15 protein-coding genes, 2 tRNA genes and 1 riboswitch are annotated in these 14,974 nt (G+C 70.2%); of the genes, 6 read left to right on the forward strand and 11 right to left on the reverse strand.

The features are described from left to right. Nucleotides 1-95 precede the first annotated feature (95 nt). From HUS56_RS15140 to HUS56_RS15165, 6 genes are all read left to right on the forward strand, one after another. Nucleotides 96-1,316 (forward strand): cation:proton antiporter, encoded by a 1,221-nt coding sequence (locus tag HUS56_RS15140; RefSeq protein WP_173924237.1) that lies wholly within the window; start codon nt 96-98, stop codon nt 1,314-1,316. An 83-nt stretch (nt 1,317-1,399) separates the two neighbouring features. After that, nucleotides 1,400-1,472 (forward strand) — tRNA-Arg (locus HUS56_RS15145). A 55-nt stretch (nt 1,473-1,527) separates the two neighbouring features. Then, the gene (gene orn / locus HUS56_RS15150) at nt 1,528-2,148 is read left to right on the forward strand and encodes an oligoribonuclease (protein WP_173924238.1); all 621 of its coding nucleotides are present in this window, start codon (nt 1,528-1,530) and stop codon (nt 2,146-2,148) included. Nucleotides 2,149-2,191: 43 nt separating this feature from the next. Further along, a tRNA-His gene (locus HUS56_RS15155) sits at nt 2,192-2,267 on the forward strand. A gap of 135 nt (nt 2,268-2,402) precedes the next feature. Next, nucleotides 2,403-2,684 (forward strand): metallopeptidase family protein, encoded by a 282-nt coding sequence (locus tag HUS56_RS15160; protein WP_371808326.1) that lies wholly within the window; start codon nt 2,403-2,405, stop codon nt 2,682-2,684. 25 nt (nt 2,685-2,709) lie between these two features. Continuing rightward, a complete protein-coding gene (locus HUS56_RS15165) occupies nt 2,710-3,963 on the forward strand; it encodes a hypothetical protein (protein WP_173924240.1) in 1,254 nt (417 codons plus the stop codon). Nucleotides 3,964-3,972: 9 nt separating this feature from the next. Here the strand turns inward: HUS56_RS15165 and HUS56_RS15170 are convergent, their stop codons facing one another. The 11 genes from HUS56_RS15170 to HUS56_RS15220 form a co-directional block, all read right to left on the reverse strand. Further along, a complete protein-coding gene (locus HUS56_RS15170) occupies nt 3,973-4,233 on the reverse strand; it encodes a hypothetical protein (protein ID WP_173924241.1) in 261 nt (86 codons plus the stop codon). After that, on the reverse strand, nt 4,230-4,871 hold the full coding sequence (locus tag HUS56_RS15175; protein WP_173924242.1) for an ATP-binding protein: 642 nt from the start codon (nt 4,869-4,871) through the stop codon (nt 4,230-4,232). The genes HUS56_RS15170 and HUS56_RS15175 overlap by 4 nt, the downstream gene beginning before the upstream one ends. 28 nt (nt 4,872-4,899) lie before the next feature. Further along, on the reverse strand, nt 4,900-5,679 hold the full coding sequence (locus HUS56_RS15180; protein WP_173924243.1) for an energy-coupling factor transporter transmembrane protein EcfT: 780 nt from the start codon (nt 5,677-5,679) through the stop codon (nt 4,900-4,902). Beyond that, nucleotides 5,676-7,160 carry an ABC transporter ATP-binding protein gene (locus HUS56_RS15185; RefSeq protein ID WP_254431481.1) on the reverse strand — a complete coding sequence of 495 codons (1,485 nt, stop codon included), beginning with the start codon at nt 7,158-7,160 and terminating at the stop codon, nt 5,676-5,678. The genes HUS56_RS15180 and HUS56_RS15185 overlap by 4 nt, the downstream gene beginning before the upstream one ends. A 1-nt stretch (nt 7,161) precedes the next feature. Continuing rightward, a complete protein-coding gene (locus HUS56_RS15190) occupies nt 7,162-7,791 on the reverse strand; it encodes an ECF transporter S component (protein ID WP_173924244.1) in 630 nt (209 codons plus the stop codon). Nucleotides 7,792-7,826: 35 nt separating this feature from the next. Beyond that, nucleotides 7,827-7,937, reverse strand: a riboswitch (TPP riboswitch). Between the two features lie 43 nt (nt 7,938-7,980). Then, nucleotides 7,981-8,316, reverse strand: coding sequence for a hypothetical protein (locus HUS56_RS15195; protein ID WP_173924245.1), 336 nt, complete (start codon nt 8,314-8,316; stop codon nt 7,981-7,983). A gap of 30 nt (nt 8,317-8,346) precedes the next feature. After that, a complete protein-coding gene (locus HUS56_RS15200; protein WP_173924246.1) occupies nt 8,347-9,642 on the reverse strand; it encodes a DNA polymerase IV in 1,296 nt (431 codons plus the stop codon). A 159-nt stretch (nt 9,643-9,801) separates the two neighbouring features. After that, entirely contained in the window at nt 9,802-11,319 is a 1,518-nt protein-coding gene (gene gatB / locus HUS56_RS15205; protein ID WP_173924247.1) for an Asp-tRNA(Asn)/Glu-tRNA(Gln) amidotransferase subunit GatB, read from the reverse strand. Further along, a complete protein-coding gene (gene gatA / locus HUS56_RS15210) occupies nt 11,319-12,851 on the reverse strand; it encodes an Asp-tRNA(Asn)/Glu-tRNA(Gln) amidotransferase subunit GatA (RefSeq protein WP_173924248.1) in 1,533 nt (510 codons plus the stop codon). The genes gatB and gatA overlap by 1 nt, the downstream gene beginning before the upstream one ends. Further along, on the reverse strand, nt 12,848-13,147 hold the full coding sequence (gatC, locus tag HUS56_RS15215) for an Asp-tRNA(Asn)/Glu-tRNA(Gln) amidotransferase subunit GatC (RefSeq protein ID WP_173924249.1): 300 nt from the start codon (nt 13,145-13,147) through the stop codon (nt 12,848-12,850). Before gatC ends, gatA begins: the two co-directional genes overlap by 4 nt. A 70-nt stretch (nt 13,148-13,217) precedes the next feature. Beyond that, complete coding sequence (locus HUS56_RS15220; protein ID WP_173924250.1) at nt 13,218-14,966, reverse strand: alkaline phosphatase family protein; 1,749 nt, start codon at nt 14,964-14,966, stop codon at nt 13,218-13,220. Nucleotides 14,967-14,974: the final 8 nt, after the last annotated feature.

Raw genomic sequence — 14,974 nt, forward strand, 5'->3', positions numbered from 1 at the left:
AAACGCCCAGACGCGGCATCCGACCGGTCGGCGACGAGACGCTCCGATAGCATCGCGCACAGGAGCGTGGACGGGCACGCGGGCGGGGGTGCGACGTGGAGATCTCGACCGGCACGCTGGTGCTCATCCCGGCGATCGCGGTCGCGGCGCCGCTCCTCGTCAAGGCCGTCGGGCGCTGGTTCGCCACCCCCCTCGTGGTCTTCGAGATCCTGCTCGGGCTCGTGCTCGGGCCGGCCGTGCTCGGTTGGGTCGTGCCCGATGAGTTCGCGGCATTCCTGTCGGAGTTCGGCCTCGCGATGCTGTTCTTCCTCGCGGGGAACGAGGTCGACTTCCGCACGGTCCGAGGGCGCCCGATCCGTCGTGCGGCGATCGGATGGACGATCTCGCTCGTCGCCGGGTTCGGCATCGCCGCGCTCGTCTCCCCGCACCTCATCGAGGCGGCGTTCGTCGCCGTCTGCCTCACCTCGACGGCGCTCGGCACGATCATGCCGATTCTCCGCGATACGGGCGACCTCCGCACGCCGTTCGGGATCTCGGTGCTCGCCCTCGGGGCGATCGGCGAGTTCGCACCGCTCCTCGCCATCTCGCTGTTCCTGAGCGGTCGCTCGCCGCTCGTGTCGGCCCTCGTGCTGACCGGCTTCGCCGCGGTTGCGGGCCTCGCGATCTGGCTCGCCTCTCGGGGCGCCGGACACTACGCGCATCGGCTCATCAGCGCGACGCTGCACACCAGCGGGCAGTTCGGCGTCCGGCTCCTCGTGCTCGTGCTCGCGGCGCTCGTCGCGCTGAGCCTCGTCCTCGAACTCGACCTGCTGCTCGGTGCCTTCACCGCCGGAGTCCTCGCACGCCTCATCATGTCGGGGGCGCCGGACGATGACGTCGAGATCCTGGAGGGGAAGATCGAGGGACTCGGATACGGATTCTTCGTGCCGATCTTCTTCATCTACACGGGCGTCACCTTCGACCTCGAGTCGCTGGTCGAGCATCCGGCCACGGTCGCGATCGTCCCGGCATTCCTCCTGCTGCTGCTCGTCGTCCGCGGCATCCCCTCGATGCTCGCCGCCCCGCCCCGATCCAGCCGGCGCGACCGCGTCGCCATCGGGCTCTTCGGCGCGACCGGACTTCCGATCATCGTCGCCGTCACCGCGATCGGCGTCGAGCACGGCGACCTCTCGCCGGGCACTGCGGCGGCCCTCGTCGGCGCCGGGATGCTGTCGGTGCTCATCTTCCCGCTGGTCGCGTTGGCGGTTCGCGACCGGCCCGTGAACGTGACGACCCCGCGACGCGGCGAGGACGCGGAGCTGCCCACCGATGGCTGATTCGTGATGGGGATGGCGTGCGCACCTCGCATGCACTGTCCTCGGATGCTCGATCGATATGCTGATGCTGCGCGATCCGCCAACCCCCCGTAGCTCAGAGGACAGAGCACGTGGTTTCTACCCACTTGGTCGGGAGTTCGAATCTCTCCGGGGGGGCCGATGATGCGACCACGACCGCAGCCGTGTCGCAGCGCCCCGGTAGACTCCCCGCATGGCAACCCCGAGCGACCGGTTGGTCTGGATCGACTGCGAGATGACCGGACTCGACCTCGAGGTCGACGAGCTCGTCGAGATCGCCGTCGTCATCACCGATTACGACCTGAACCCCGTCGATGCCGGTCTCAGCATCGTCATCAAGCCCGACGCCAGCGCCCTCGAGTCGATGGGCGAATTCGTTCGAGCGATGCACACCGAGTCGGGGCTCATCGAAGAGATCCCCAATGGCGTCAGCGTCGCCGAGGCCGAGTACGAGGTGCTCGAATACGTGCTGAAGCACGTGCCCGAAGAGCAGCGCGCCCCGCTCGCCGGCAACTCCATCGGCACCGACCGTGCCTTCCTCACCAAGTTCATGCCCCGCCTCGACTCGCACCTGCACTACCGCAACGTCGACGTCTCCTCCATCAAAGAGCTCGCCAAGCGCTGGTACCCGCGCGCCTACTTCAATTCACCGGCGAAGAACGGCGGGCATCGCGCGCTGGCCGACATCTTGGAGTCCATCCGCGAGCTGAACTACTACCGCCGCGCCATCTTCGTGGCCGACCCCGGTCCGACGAGCCAAGAGCTCCAGACGCTCGCGGCGGCCGTCGTGGACGAGTTCGACAGCAAGGTGTAGTAGTCTCTTTGAGTTGTCGGATCGTCGCGACGATCGACACATGGTGGGTATAGCTCAGTTGGTAGAGCGCCTGGTTGTGGTCCAGGAGGTCGCGGGTTCAAGCCCCGTTACTCACCCCAAGAAGGCGCAGTGAGCGCTGGATTTCCCTGCTGTTCTCGTGCTGTTCTCGCCTCCGATCGGAGCTGGCCGTGCAACTCGATGCCGAAGCGTTCGAGGCCATCGTCGTGGACGAGCTCGACCAGCTTCCCGACGACATGGTCGACGGGCTCGAGAACGTCGTCTTCGTCGTCGAGGATCGACCCGAAGACGGATCGCTCGACCTGCTCGGGCTCTATGACGGGTACGCCCTGACCGAACGCGACCGCTACGGGCTCGGCGAGATGCCCGACCGGATCATCCTCTACCGCGAGCCGCTCCTCGCGATCTCCGACGACGAGCAGCAGCTGCGCGATGAGATCCACGTGACGCTCGTGCACGAGATCGCCCACTTCTACGGCATCGACGACGACCGGCTGCACGAGCTCGGCTGGGCGTGATCCGCGCCGGGTTACGCTGATCTGCATGTCCTCCCCCGGCCGTGTCATCGGCATTTTCGTCGGTGCGCTCGCGATCCTCGGCATCGGCGTCTACGGCCCCGCGATGCTCCTTGCGCCGCTCCCCCAGGTCGACGTGCGCCTCGAGCCGGCCGCGACGGCCGCATCCGAGGTTCCGGCGCTCGTGCTGCCCGACATCGGCGCCAGCGCGCTGGCGGTCGTCGACGGCGACGGCCGGGCCGAGACGATCGCCGTCGCAGGCGAGCCGGCCGCCGTGCCGATCGGCGGTGCCGCGAAGCTCGTGACACTCCTCGTCACCCTCGAGTCGCTGCCGCTCTCGGCCGGCGCGAACGGTCCGTCGATCCCCATCGGCCCCGACGACTACACCGACTACCTGCGGTACTCCGGCGAAGGATCGCGCACCCTGCCCGTCCTGCCGGGCCAGATCTGGAGTCAGCGCGACGTCGTTCGCGCCATCCTGGTCGGGTCCAGCAACAACCATGCCGACACGCTGGTCCGCTGGGCGTTCGGGGGCGTCGACCCCTACGTCGAGGCAGCGAACACGTGGCTCGCCGAGCAGGGGTTCGCGACCGTCCAGGTCGACGACGCGACCGGCCTCTCGGAAGAGAACGTGGGCACCGCCGACGAGCTCGCCCGGCTCGGGGCGCTCGTGCTCGCCGACGCCGAGCTCGCGGCCATCCTCGACGACCCGGGCAGGTCACCGCTCGGTTCGCGGAGCATTCCCGACGCCGTGGAACGCTCGACCGTCGACGGCGTTCGGGCGGTGTCGCGCAGCTTCACCGACCAGGGAGGCCTGAGCTACGTGTTCACCACCGAGCTTCCCGCCGCCGAAGGAACCGAAGGGCCGACGACCCTCACCGGCGCGATGCTCCTGATGCCCGACTACGAGACGCTCGACCCCGCCGTCGAAGCCGCCGTCGTCTCCGCGGTCGCCGCCTCCACGCCGATCGAGATCATCGTCGAGGGCACGCCGTACGGCTCGGTCGAGTCGGCATGGGGTGACCGCGCCGAGCTCGTGGCGGCGGTGAGCCGAACGGACGCCGCATGGGGATCGCCGCCCGGCGCGGCATCCGTCACCGTCGACCCATTCGCGACCGCACCCGACGGACGCGAGGTCGGCCGGGTGGCGGTGCCGACCGCCACCGGAGAGCTGGCGTCCCCGCTTCGGCTGCGCGGAGACATCCGAGATCCGGGTCCGATCTGGCGCCTGACCCATCCGGGGCCGGTGATCGACGCCTTCCTCTCAGCCCAGGAGGACTGATGGGGTGGGTCAGTCGTTGTCGTCCTCGTCGAACTCCACCGGGTCGGAATCGCCGGCGTCGAACCGGAACTTCACACGCAGCTGGCCGTTGACCTCGCGCTGGTCGACCGCGTCGTACCAGAACAACGACTCGAGCCCGTCGACCGCGGCCAGCATGCCGACCCGTTGCTCGGGCTTGCCCCCGACCAGGATTCGATGCTCGAACTCCCCCTCGAGCGGTCCGTCGATGAACTCGGCGACGTACTCCGCTCCAGCCCTGTCTGCGCTCATACGCCTACGTTAGTCCTTGGTCGCGCCGGGTGGGCAGGCGCCGGCCGGGCGGCGAGTCTCGGCTCGATCCAGCCGCGACCGGTGGTGCGCAGGCGCACGTCGGCGCGACGCGCAGGCGAGGCGCGCTGCACATACCGCCGCCACTGACGCTCCCACACGTCCCAGTACGGGTCGAATGCGCCGCCATCGCGGAGCAGGGCCCGGCGCTTGCGTTCACCATCCGAGGCCTCCACCCAGACGCGGACAGCTTGTCTGCTGCCCGGGCGGGTCGCGAACGCGCCGCAGCCCTCGATGATGAGCGCTCGACCGGGGCGTACGTGCTCGAGGGCACCGGCGCGGTCGAGATTCCAATCCCAGCGCCGCCAGGCGCCGACCGCGCCGCGTTCGATGGGCGGTACGAGACTGAGCGCCAGGTGCCGGCCGGCCCGCTCGAGGCCGTGCCAGCCCGGATACACGTCGTCGAGCCGAACGAGGAACGGAGCTCGTCCCGGCCATGCCGCGAACACCGCGTCGGCCAGCGTGCTCTTGCCCGAGCCGCTCGGGCCGTCGATCAGCACGATCGGGTCGTGGATGCCGCGGGTCGCCGCCACGACGGCCCGCGCCGCGACGACCGCCGCCGAATGGTCGGCTCCGGCCATGCCCGCATTCGCGCCCATCGCGTTGGCGTCAGGTCCAGACGACATTCCACGTCCCGGCGAGCACCGCGGCCGTGGCCGCGACCGCGGCGACGAGGCATCCGACACCGATCACCGCCCATTCGGCGCGGCCGAAGTGCGCGGTCCTCGCCCATGTGCGCTCGACGGGGGCGCCGAAGCCGCGCGCCTCCATGGCGGTGGCGAGCACGCTGCCGCGTCGGATGGCGAGCACCAGCAGGGCGAACGCCTGACCGAGGCCGCGACGGATGGCGCCATGGTCGGCGATGCCACGAGCTCGGCGCGCCAGGGTCAGCGTGCGCCAGTCGTCGATGCTCGAACCGACGAGACGCAAGGCCGCGAGCGCCCCGAGCACGAACCGGGCCGGAAGGCGCAGTGTCTGCGCGAGTCCGTCGGCCAGGTCGGTCGGATCGATCGAGAGGAACAGCACGACCGCCGGCAGGGCGATCGCGATGACGCGCGCCATCGTCGCGAGCCCGATCTGCACCGAGCCCTCGGTGACGTGGATGACGCCGAACTCCCAGAGCGTCGCGCCCGACGGGGCCCCGTACAGCACCATGCTGATCCCGGTGAGGGGGGCGGCGATCCAGACCACCAGCGTGCGACGCGACCACAGCAGCGACCCGAGCCCCGCCGCGGTGAACACGGCGACCTCGCAGAGGATCGCGACCGTGGCGGAGACCGCATCGAGCGTCAGGATCAGCACGATGCTCAGCGGCACGGTGGCCGCGATCTTGGCGACGGGATTGACATCGGCGAGCGGCAGTCCGGGCCGGACGGCGGCGATGCTCATCTGGCCGCTTCCGTCATGGTGCGGGAGATGTCGAGGCGGCGATCGGCGATGGCATCGACGAACGTCTCATCATGAGTGACGGCCACGACGCCGACGCCCTCGTCGCGCAGGGCGACGATGAGCCGCGCGAGCTCGCGCCAGGTGTTCGCGTCCTGCCCGAACGTCGGCTCGTCGAGCACCAGCATGCGAGGCCGGGTCGCGAGCACCGTCGCCACCGAGAGTCGGCGCTTCTCCCCGCCCGAGAGGGTGAACGGATTCGCCGCGGCGAGACGATCGAGCCGCAGCGCGCTCAGGAGCTCGTCGGTACGGGCGCGCCGCTCATCGGCCGGGAGCCGCAGCGCTCGTGGGCCGACCTCGAGCTCATCGCGAACCGACCCGGCGAGGAACTGGTGCTCGGGGCTCTGGAACACCGTGCCGATGCGGGACAGCAGGTCTCGCGAGCGCCACCTCCACGGTTCGCCGACAAGCCCGGCTGCCAGCGCTGCATGGGGAGCGAGGTGCCCGCGCTCGGGTCGGAGGAGGCCGGCCAGCGTCAGGCCGAGCGTCGACTTGCCGACGCCGTTCGGACCCGTGACGGCCAAGATGCTGCCGGCATCCACCTGCACATCGACCGACCGCAGCACCGGCATGCCGGGGACCCGGGCGACGTCGAGGCCGTCGGCGACGAGCAGCGGATGCCGCGACGCGACGTCGGGCTGCGGCGCGTGCCACGGCACGTCATCGGGGAGCCAGACGCCGGCTGCGCGCAGGTCGGTCGCCCGCTGCACGAGCACCTCGGCGGGCCGCCCGTCGGCGAGGAGGCCACCGCCCTGGCCGAGCACCACCACGCGGTCGACGACGGGCAGCCAGGCCGACACCCGATGTTCGATGACGATGAGTGTCGCCCCGGTCTCGTCGGCCACCCGAGCGACCGCGTCGCGGACCTCGAGCACGCCCGCCGGATCGAGGTTCGCCGTGGGCTCGTCGAGCAGGATGAGACCCGGACGCATCGCGATCACGCCCGCCAGGGCGAGTCGCTGGCGTTGCCCGCCCGAGAGCTGCGCGGTCGAGTGATCCAGCGGCAGGTCCAGTCCGACCGCGTCCAGCGCGTCCACGACCCTGGGCCAGATCCCGAAGCGGGGCACGCCGAGGTTCTCGAGCCCGAAGGCGACGTCGTCGCCGAGCCGCGCCATGATGAGCTGCGCGTCGGGGTCTTGGAGCACGAGACCCGAGCGGCCTCGTGACGCCGCCGCCGGCTGCCCGTCGACGATGAGCCGGCCGGTCGCCTCGCCGTCGTCGTCGCCCCCGAGCACGCCGGCGAGGCCGTGCAGCAGTGTCGACTTGCCGGACCCCGAGGCGCCGAGCAGCAGCACCCGCTCACCGGGGGCGATGCGCAGGTCGAGACCCTGCACGGCGGGATCTCGTCGCCCGCCGTGGCGCCAGCCCCACCCCTCTGCGGTGACGCTCGCCGGGCGGACGGGTGCCGCACCGGTGACGGTCACGTCAGACCTCTCTCCGCTCGCGTCCGGCCGCGAAGCGGTCGAGCGCGCCGGCTCTGGCGAGGCCCCGGACGGCGAGCCACGAGAGCCCACCGGCGATCACCGCGCCGCCGACGACACCCGACACGATGTACGTGGTGGCGAACAGGGGCGCCGCACCCGCGTAGTAGATGACCAGGTCGTTGATGGCCATGGCGAGTCCTGCGCCTGCTCCCGCGAGCATGGCGACCGGGAGCCGCCAGTTGCGGTACAGGAACACGGCGAACACGAGCTCTGCACCGAGCCCCTGCACGAGGCCCGCCTCGATGGTGAGCAGTCCTCCCCACTGGCTGCCGATGAGCGCGGAGACGACCGCCGCGACGAGCTCGGTGTAGATCGCGGCGCCTGGCTTGCGGATGACCAGGGCTCCGAGCACGCCTGCCACGACCCAGAGGGCGGCGGGAGCCGCCTGCAGGCCGGGGAGGAGCGCTTCGATGGGCCCCGAGATCGGCCCCCAGACGACACCCCAGGCCCAGAACACGACGCCGACGGCGACGCCGATGACGCTGGCGACCACGATGTCGACGACGCGCCACCGAAGGCGGTGCGAACCCGAGGTCGGAGAAGACGTGGAGGATGTGACGGGTGCGTGCACGATTCGTGCCCTTTCTCTTCGATGAAAGAGGCACGGGAACGAGATGTGATGCCTCCCTGCGCTGGCATGACCCAGATCAGGTTCGACGGTCGAAGGTTGAGGACCTTCCTCTCAGCCCGGCTCACCGGACTCCCGTGTTCGCAGACGAGTATACGCTGCCCGACCGAGCGACGGCGTCAGGTCGTCGCCTCAGTGCTTGAGCGCGCGGATCACCATCTTCAGGGCTCGGCCGGTGACCCACACGAGGGGCGTTGCGACGAGGACCAGGCCGATGAGGTTCGGCTCGAAGCGAACCTCGCGACCGGCTCGACCCACATATGCCCCGAGCGGAATGGCGGCTCCGCCGCCGCCACCGCCGGAGCCCTGGTCGCCCCGCTGGTCGCTGCCCGAGCCGCCGCCGAAGCCGTAGTAGCCGAGCGCGACGGGCACGATCTTCGTGCCCTCGATGTCGACGGGATCACCGTACGCGGTCTTGACGCCGACGCCGGCGACGGTCTCTCCGAGTTCCAGAACGAGTTCAGCCATGCGCGCAACGCTACTCGGCGATGCCGTGGGCTACCAGCCCCAGCCTGCGGCTGCCTCGACCGCGGCGGCGTCGTCATCGGCGTCGGGCGGGTGGTCTCGTTCGGTACGAGCGTCGCCGCCGGGCCGGAGGAGGGTCGCAGGGCGCACGGCCCCACGCCCGAACTTCGCCGTGACCTCATCGATCGTGCGTTCGGCGTCGCGCCAGTCTTCGTCTGGGTCCCACAGCAGGGCGCCGTCGTCTGACGGCCGCAGCTGCTCTGCTCGCACTCCGATGAGGCGCACGCGCTCGCCGTCGCCGATGAGTTCGGCGAGGGCGTCGGATGCCTCGTCGTAGATGCGGCGCGCGACATCCGTCGGCTCGCTCAGCGTTCGCGAACGCGTGATCGTGCGGAAGTCGCCGTAGCGCAGCTTCAGCGTCACCGTGCGCCCCACGAGCCCGGCCTTGCGCAGGCGAACGGCCACCCTGTCGGACAGCCGCAGCAACTCGCGCCGGATCTCGGCGGGGTCGGTGAGGTCGTGCCCGAACGTGTTCTCATGGCCGATGCTCTTCTCGGCGCGGGTGGTGTGCACGCTGCGGGCGTCGATGCCGTTCGCGAGACGAATCAGTCGCCCGGCGAGAGCGGGCCCGATGGCACGCTCGAGCGCGTCGTACGGCATGGTCGCGACGTCGCCGACGGTGCGGAGCCCGATGCGGGTGAGCGACTGCTCGGTGACCCGCCCCACACCCCACAGCGCGGACACCGGCAGCGGATGCAGGAACGCGGTCGTCTGGGCGGCGGGCACCACCAGCATGCCGTCTGGCTTCGCCACGCTCGAAGCGACCTTCGCAACGTACTTCGTCGCCGCGACGCCGATCGAGCAGGTGAGACCGGTCTCGGAGCGCACGCGCTCGCGGATCATCCACGCGATCTCGGCGGGACTGCCGTGGAGCCTGCGTGCTCCTGAGACATCGAGGAACGCCTCGTCGATCGACAGCGGCTCGACGAGCGGCGTGATGCTGCCGAAGATCTCCATGACCTGCCTCGAGTACTTCGCGTAGCTCGCGTAGTCGCCGCGCAGCACGATGGCGTTCGGACAGCGCTGCATGGCGAGGGACATCGGCATCGCCGAGTTCACCCCGAACCGGCGGGCCTCGTAGCTGGCCGCCGCCACGACGCCTCGCCCGGCGGTGCCGCCGACGAGCACCGGCTTGCCCCGCAGATCGGGACGCTTGAGGAGCTCGACCGAGACGAAGAACGCGTCCATGTCGACGTGCAGGATCGGCGTCGCCGAGTCGTCGACCGGACCCGTGGTGACCTGGCGCGACGAGCCGTCCTGCTTGCTCATGCTGCGACCATAGCGCGGTCCGCCGTCATCACCGGCGGTTCAGAAGCCGAAGTCGCCGCCGCCGAAGTCGCCTCCGCCGAAGCCACCCCAGTCGCCTCCGGCGTCGCCGCCCCAGCCGCCATCGCCACCGGATGCGTCGGCGCCCGACGCCTCCGCCGACTACGGCTGGTCGGCGCGCTCGAGCACCAGCTCGCGCACGCGCGCGGCATCCGCCTTGCCGTGCATGGCCTTCATGACCGCACCGATGATCGCGCCCGCCGCCTGCCCCTTGCCGTCGCGGATCTTGGCGAGCACGTCGGGCTGCGACGCCAGCGCCTCGTCGATCGCGGCGACCAGCGCCCCGTCGTCGGACACGACGGCGAGCCCGCGCGCGGCGACGATCTGCTGCGGCGAGCCTTCGCCGGCCGCCACACCCGCGAGCACCCGGCGGGCGAGTCGGTCGGTGAGGGTGCCGGCGTCGACGAGGGCCGCCAGCTCGGCGACCTGCTCGGGCGTCGCGAGCGACGCGGCATCCGTCTCGCGGGCGTTCGCGAGCCGAGTGAGCTCACCCGTCCACCACTTGCGGGCGGCGGCCGGTGACGCGCCTGCGGCCACCGTCTCGGCGACCTCCACGAGGAGTCCGCCGTTCACCACGTCCTGGAACTCGAGGTCGGTGAAGCCCCACTCCGCCTTCAGGCGGCGGCGGCGCGCGGCGGGTGGCTCGGGCAGCGCCGCTCGCAGCTCGTCGACGAGCTCCTTCGACGGAACCACGGGAAGCAGGTCGGGCTCGGGGAAGTACCGGTAGTCGTCGGCGTCGGACTTCACGCGGCCGGGGCTGGTCGTGCCGGAGTCTTCGTGCCAGTGCCGGGTCTCTTGAGTCACCGTGCCGCCGTCGGCGAGGATGGCCGCCTGACGCTGGATCTCATATCGCACCGCCCGCTCGATCGAGCGCATCGAGTTCACGTTCTTCGTCTCGGTGCGGGTGCCGAGCTTCTCCTGCCCGCGGGGGCGGAGGGAGACGTTGGCGTCGCAGCGGAGGTTCCCCCGCTCCATGCGGGCGTCGGAGATGCCGAGGGCGAGCGCGATGTCGCGGATCGTGGCGACGTACGCACGCGCCAGCGCCGGGGCATCCGCGTCAGCACCGATGATCGGCCGCGTGACGATCTCGACGAGCGGTACGCCGGCGCGGTTGTAGTCGACGAGCGAATACTCGGCACCGTGGATGCGACCGGTGGCGCCCCCGACGTGCGTGAGCTTGCCCGCGTCCTCCTCCATGTGCGCGCGCTCGATGGGCACTTGGAACACCCGGCCGTTCTCGAGCTCGACCTCGACCGATCCGTCGAAGGCGATCGGCTCGTCGTACTGCGAGATCTGGTAGTTCTTCGCCAGGTCGGGGTAGAAGTAGTTCTTGCGCGCGAACCGGCTCGACTCGGCGATGGAGCATCCGAGTGCGAGGCCGAGGCTGATCGAGTACCGCACCGCCTGTTCGTTCACCACCGGGAGCGAACCCGGCAGGCCGAGGCACACCGGCGTGACCAGGGTGTTCGGCTCGGCGCCATGGAAGGCGGAGTTCGCCGGGTTGGGGGCGCCCGAGAACATCTTCGTCGTCGTGTTGAGCTCGACGTGCACCTCGAGGCCGATGACCGGCTCGAAGATGGCGAGGGCCTTGTCGAAGTCCATCAGGGTTGCACGGGCCATCAGACGGCGCCCTCCTCGGTCGCCAGGAGCTCATGGGTCGAGAGATCGGGTGCCTGCGAGAGCAGCGGGGCTCCCCACTGCTCGAGCAACAGCTGTTCGAGGGCGCCACCCACGTTGTAGAGACGCGCGTCCTCGCGGGCGGGCGCGAGGAACTGGATTCCGACGGGCAGGCCGTCTTCGGGAGCGAGCCCGGTGGGGACCGAGATACCCGGCACCCCGGCGAGGTTGGCGGGGATCGTGGCGACGTCGTTGAGGTACATCGCCAGCGGATCGTCGAGCTTCTCGCCGAGCTTGAACGCGGTCGTCGGCGCCGTGGGAGTGGCGAGCACGTCGACCTCGGCGAACGCTGCGTCGAAGTCGCGCTGCACCAGCGTGCGGACCTTCTGCGCGCTGCCGTAGTACGCGTCGTAGTATCCGGCCGAGAGCGCGTAGGTGCCGAGGATGACCCGGCGCTTGACCTCGGGGCCGAACCCGGCCTCGCGGGTTGCGGCCATGACCTGCTCCACCGTTCCGCCGCCCTCGGGCATGACGCGCAGGCCGAATCGAACCGAGTCGAACTTCGCGAGGTTCGAGGATGCCTCGGCCGGCAGGATCAGGTAATACGCGGCGATCGAGTACTCGAAGTGCGGAGCGCTCACCTCCACGATGTCGGCGCCGTTCCGCTCGAGCAGCTCGAGCGCCTCGTGGAAACGGCTGCGCACGCCCGCCTGGAAGCCGTCGGAGTCGAGCTGCTTCACGACGCCGATGCGGAGTCCGGAGACATCCGCCTGACGCACCGCCTCGGCCATCGACGGCCAGGCGTCGGGGATCGACGTGGAGTCGAGCGGGTCGTGCCCCGCGATGACGTCCTGCAGCAGGGCCGCGTCGAGCACGGTGCGGCTGACCGGACCCACCTGGTCGAGCGAGGAGGCGAGCGCGATCGAGCCGTACCGGCTGACGGCACCATAGGTCGGCTTCACACCGACCGTGCCGGTGACGTGCGCCGGCTGGCGGATCGATCCGCCGGTGTCGCTGCCGAGTGCGAGCGGGGCCTCGAAGCTGGCGACGGATGCCGCGGAGCCGCCACCGGACCCGCCGGGGATGCGCTCGAGTTCCCAAGGGTTGTAGGTCGGGCCGTAGGCGGAATGCTCGGTCGACGAGCCCATCGCGAACTCGTCCATGTTCGTCTTGCCGAGGGGAATCAGACCCGCCTCGCGCACGCGGCGCACCGGGGTCGCGTCGTACGGCGGCACCCATCCCTCGAGGATGCGCGAACCAGCGGTCGACGGCATGCCCTCGGTGACGAGCACGTCTTTGATGGCGATCGGCACCCCCGCGAGCGGACCGAGTGCATCGCCGGCCGCACGGCGACGGTCGACCTCGGCGGCCGCGGCGAGTGCGCGCTCACCGTCGACGTGCAGGAACGCGTGCACGGCGCCGTCGACGGCCGCAATACGGTCGAGGTGCACCTGGGTGGCCTCGACCGAGGAGACCTCTCGTGCCGCCAGTCGGGCGGCCAGTTCGGCGGCGGAGATGCGGATGAGGTCGCTCACTGCTCCTCCCCCAGGATCGCCGACACCACGAACCGCGAGCCGTCGGCCTCGGGAGCACCCGAGAGCGCCTGCTCGACCGTCAGGGTCTGCGAGACGACATCGTCGCGGAACACGTTCTGCATGGGGATCGGGTGGCTCGTCGGCGGGACGTCGGGCGTGGCCACCTCGCTCACCTTCTCGACGGCCTGCATGATCTGGACGAGCTCGGCGGTGAGGTGCTCGATCTCGTCATCGGTGAGCGCGATGCGGGCGAGGTTCGCGAGATGCGCGACCTGCTCAGCACTGATTTCGGACATGCTGCTCCGTCGTGTCGGGAAGGGGATCACCCGATTCTAACGGGGCACGGATGCCGCGACGGGGCCCTGCTCACTGGGGACGGCCGAACAGCCCGATGCCGTAGCGGTGCAGCAGCTCGTACGCATCGGCGTACGTCTCGGGCTCCTCGTCGTCGGGTGCTCCGTACTTCGCGAGGAGGAGGCCCAGCAGGCCGCGGGCGGGAGGGCTCAGCGGCTTGTCCTTGTGCGCGTGCGCGGGTTGGGGCGCCTCGGCCTGCGGATTGGGCGGGATGTACTGCGGCATGGTCGACGGCCAGCTGATTGGTTGGCGCGGTTCGTCGAGGTTCACCGCATTGAAGAGGTTGTTCGCTCCGAGGTCGCGTCGTGTGAGCGGCTTCAGCCCATGCAGGCGCGAGAGGGTCGCGATCACGGCCGCGTGGTGCATCTCGTCGTGGATGATCGTGCCGGGGCGGGTGTAGGCCGAGACGGCGATGGCTGGCACGCGGCATCCGAGCCGGTCGAATCCGAAGCCCATCTCGCCCTCGGAGTCCTCGTGGGGAGGCGTCGCCGGCGGGGGCGGCACGTGGGCGTAGGGGCCCCCGTGCTCGTCGAACGTGATGAGCAGCATCGTGTTGAGCGCGTTCGAGCCGTCGGGTCGGGCGCTGTTCTTGATGGCCTCGTAGACCTCGTGCACCAGCGCCTCGCCGGCGCGCACGTCGGAGACCGCACTGTCGATGACGGGCCGGCCGTCGACGAGCTCCTCCCTGAGCCGTCCGACAGGCGGGTGGAAGTCGTTGTGGTTGTACGTCATGCGCGGCTCGATGAAGGCGTACGCGGGCAGGACGCCGAGCTCCACGTCTTCGTAGAACTGGCTCATGGTGGCGAAGTGCTCGGTGCGCCAGTATCGCTCGAGCACGGGCGCGTGGAGCACGCCGGTGAAGGAGACGAGTTGGAGTTCGTCGTAGTAGATGCGCCACGAGAGGCCGGCCTCCTCGAGGCGGTTGAAGATCGTCGCCGTCTCGGCTGCGTCGAGCCACTTCTGGTAGCCGCCGCCGGCCTTGTTCGTGACGAATCCGTGCGACGTCGAGGCGTGGAAGAACGAACGGTTGCAGAACGTCTGCGACGGCACGGCGCAGAACCAGTTGTCGTACACGGCGAAGTTCCTGGCGAGCGTCGAGAGCACCGGGAGCATCTGCGGTGAGAAGGAGCCCATGATCTGCCGCGCCTCGTCGGGGGTGGGAGCGGTGCCCTTGCGAAGGCGCATGAAGTTGATCCAGTAGTCGCGCAGGAACCCCGACATCGTGGCGTCGGCATCGCGAGGCGGCGCGTTGTACGGCGGATTCATCGACTCCACGAACAACTCGGCGTTCGAAACCGGGTTCACCGTGTCGAAGATCTGCGTGTTGACGTGCGGGAACTCCTCGCCCGGGTCGGGGTTCGGCCGGCCCATGATCTCGTCGGTCGGACCGTCGTAGACATGGACGGGCACCACCGTGCCGTCGGGCGCGGTGTTGCTGTAGTCGCCGAACGCGAGCCCCTCATAGGTCTCGCCGTCGGGGAGGTCGTCGGCGGTGTAGAGGTAGCCGAGCAGATTGTCGAAGGAACGGTTCTCACCCATCAGCACCACGAGGTGGTCGAATCCAGCCTGCTGACGAGCCGTGAGCGGGACGAAATCGTCGAGTCCCTCGGCCAACCCCGAAGCGTGGCCGATGGCTCCCCCGATCGCGGCCCCGGCCGCGCCGCCGGCCACCGCGCCGGCTGCCGCCGCCCCGCCGAGCTTCAGGAAGTCGCGGCGACTGGTGCCCCGCGCCTGCCCGTCGCGCTCATCGTCGTCTGCCACCGGTCTCC

The sequence above is a fragment of the Agromyces sp. Marseille-P2726 genome (assembly GCF_902809835.1).
In the GTDB taxonomy this organism is placed as follows: Bacteria; Actinomycetota; Actinomycetes; order Actinomycetales; family Microbacteriaceae; genus Agromyces.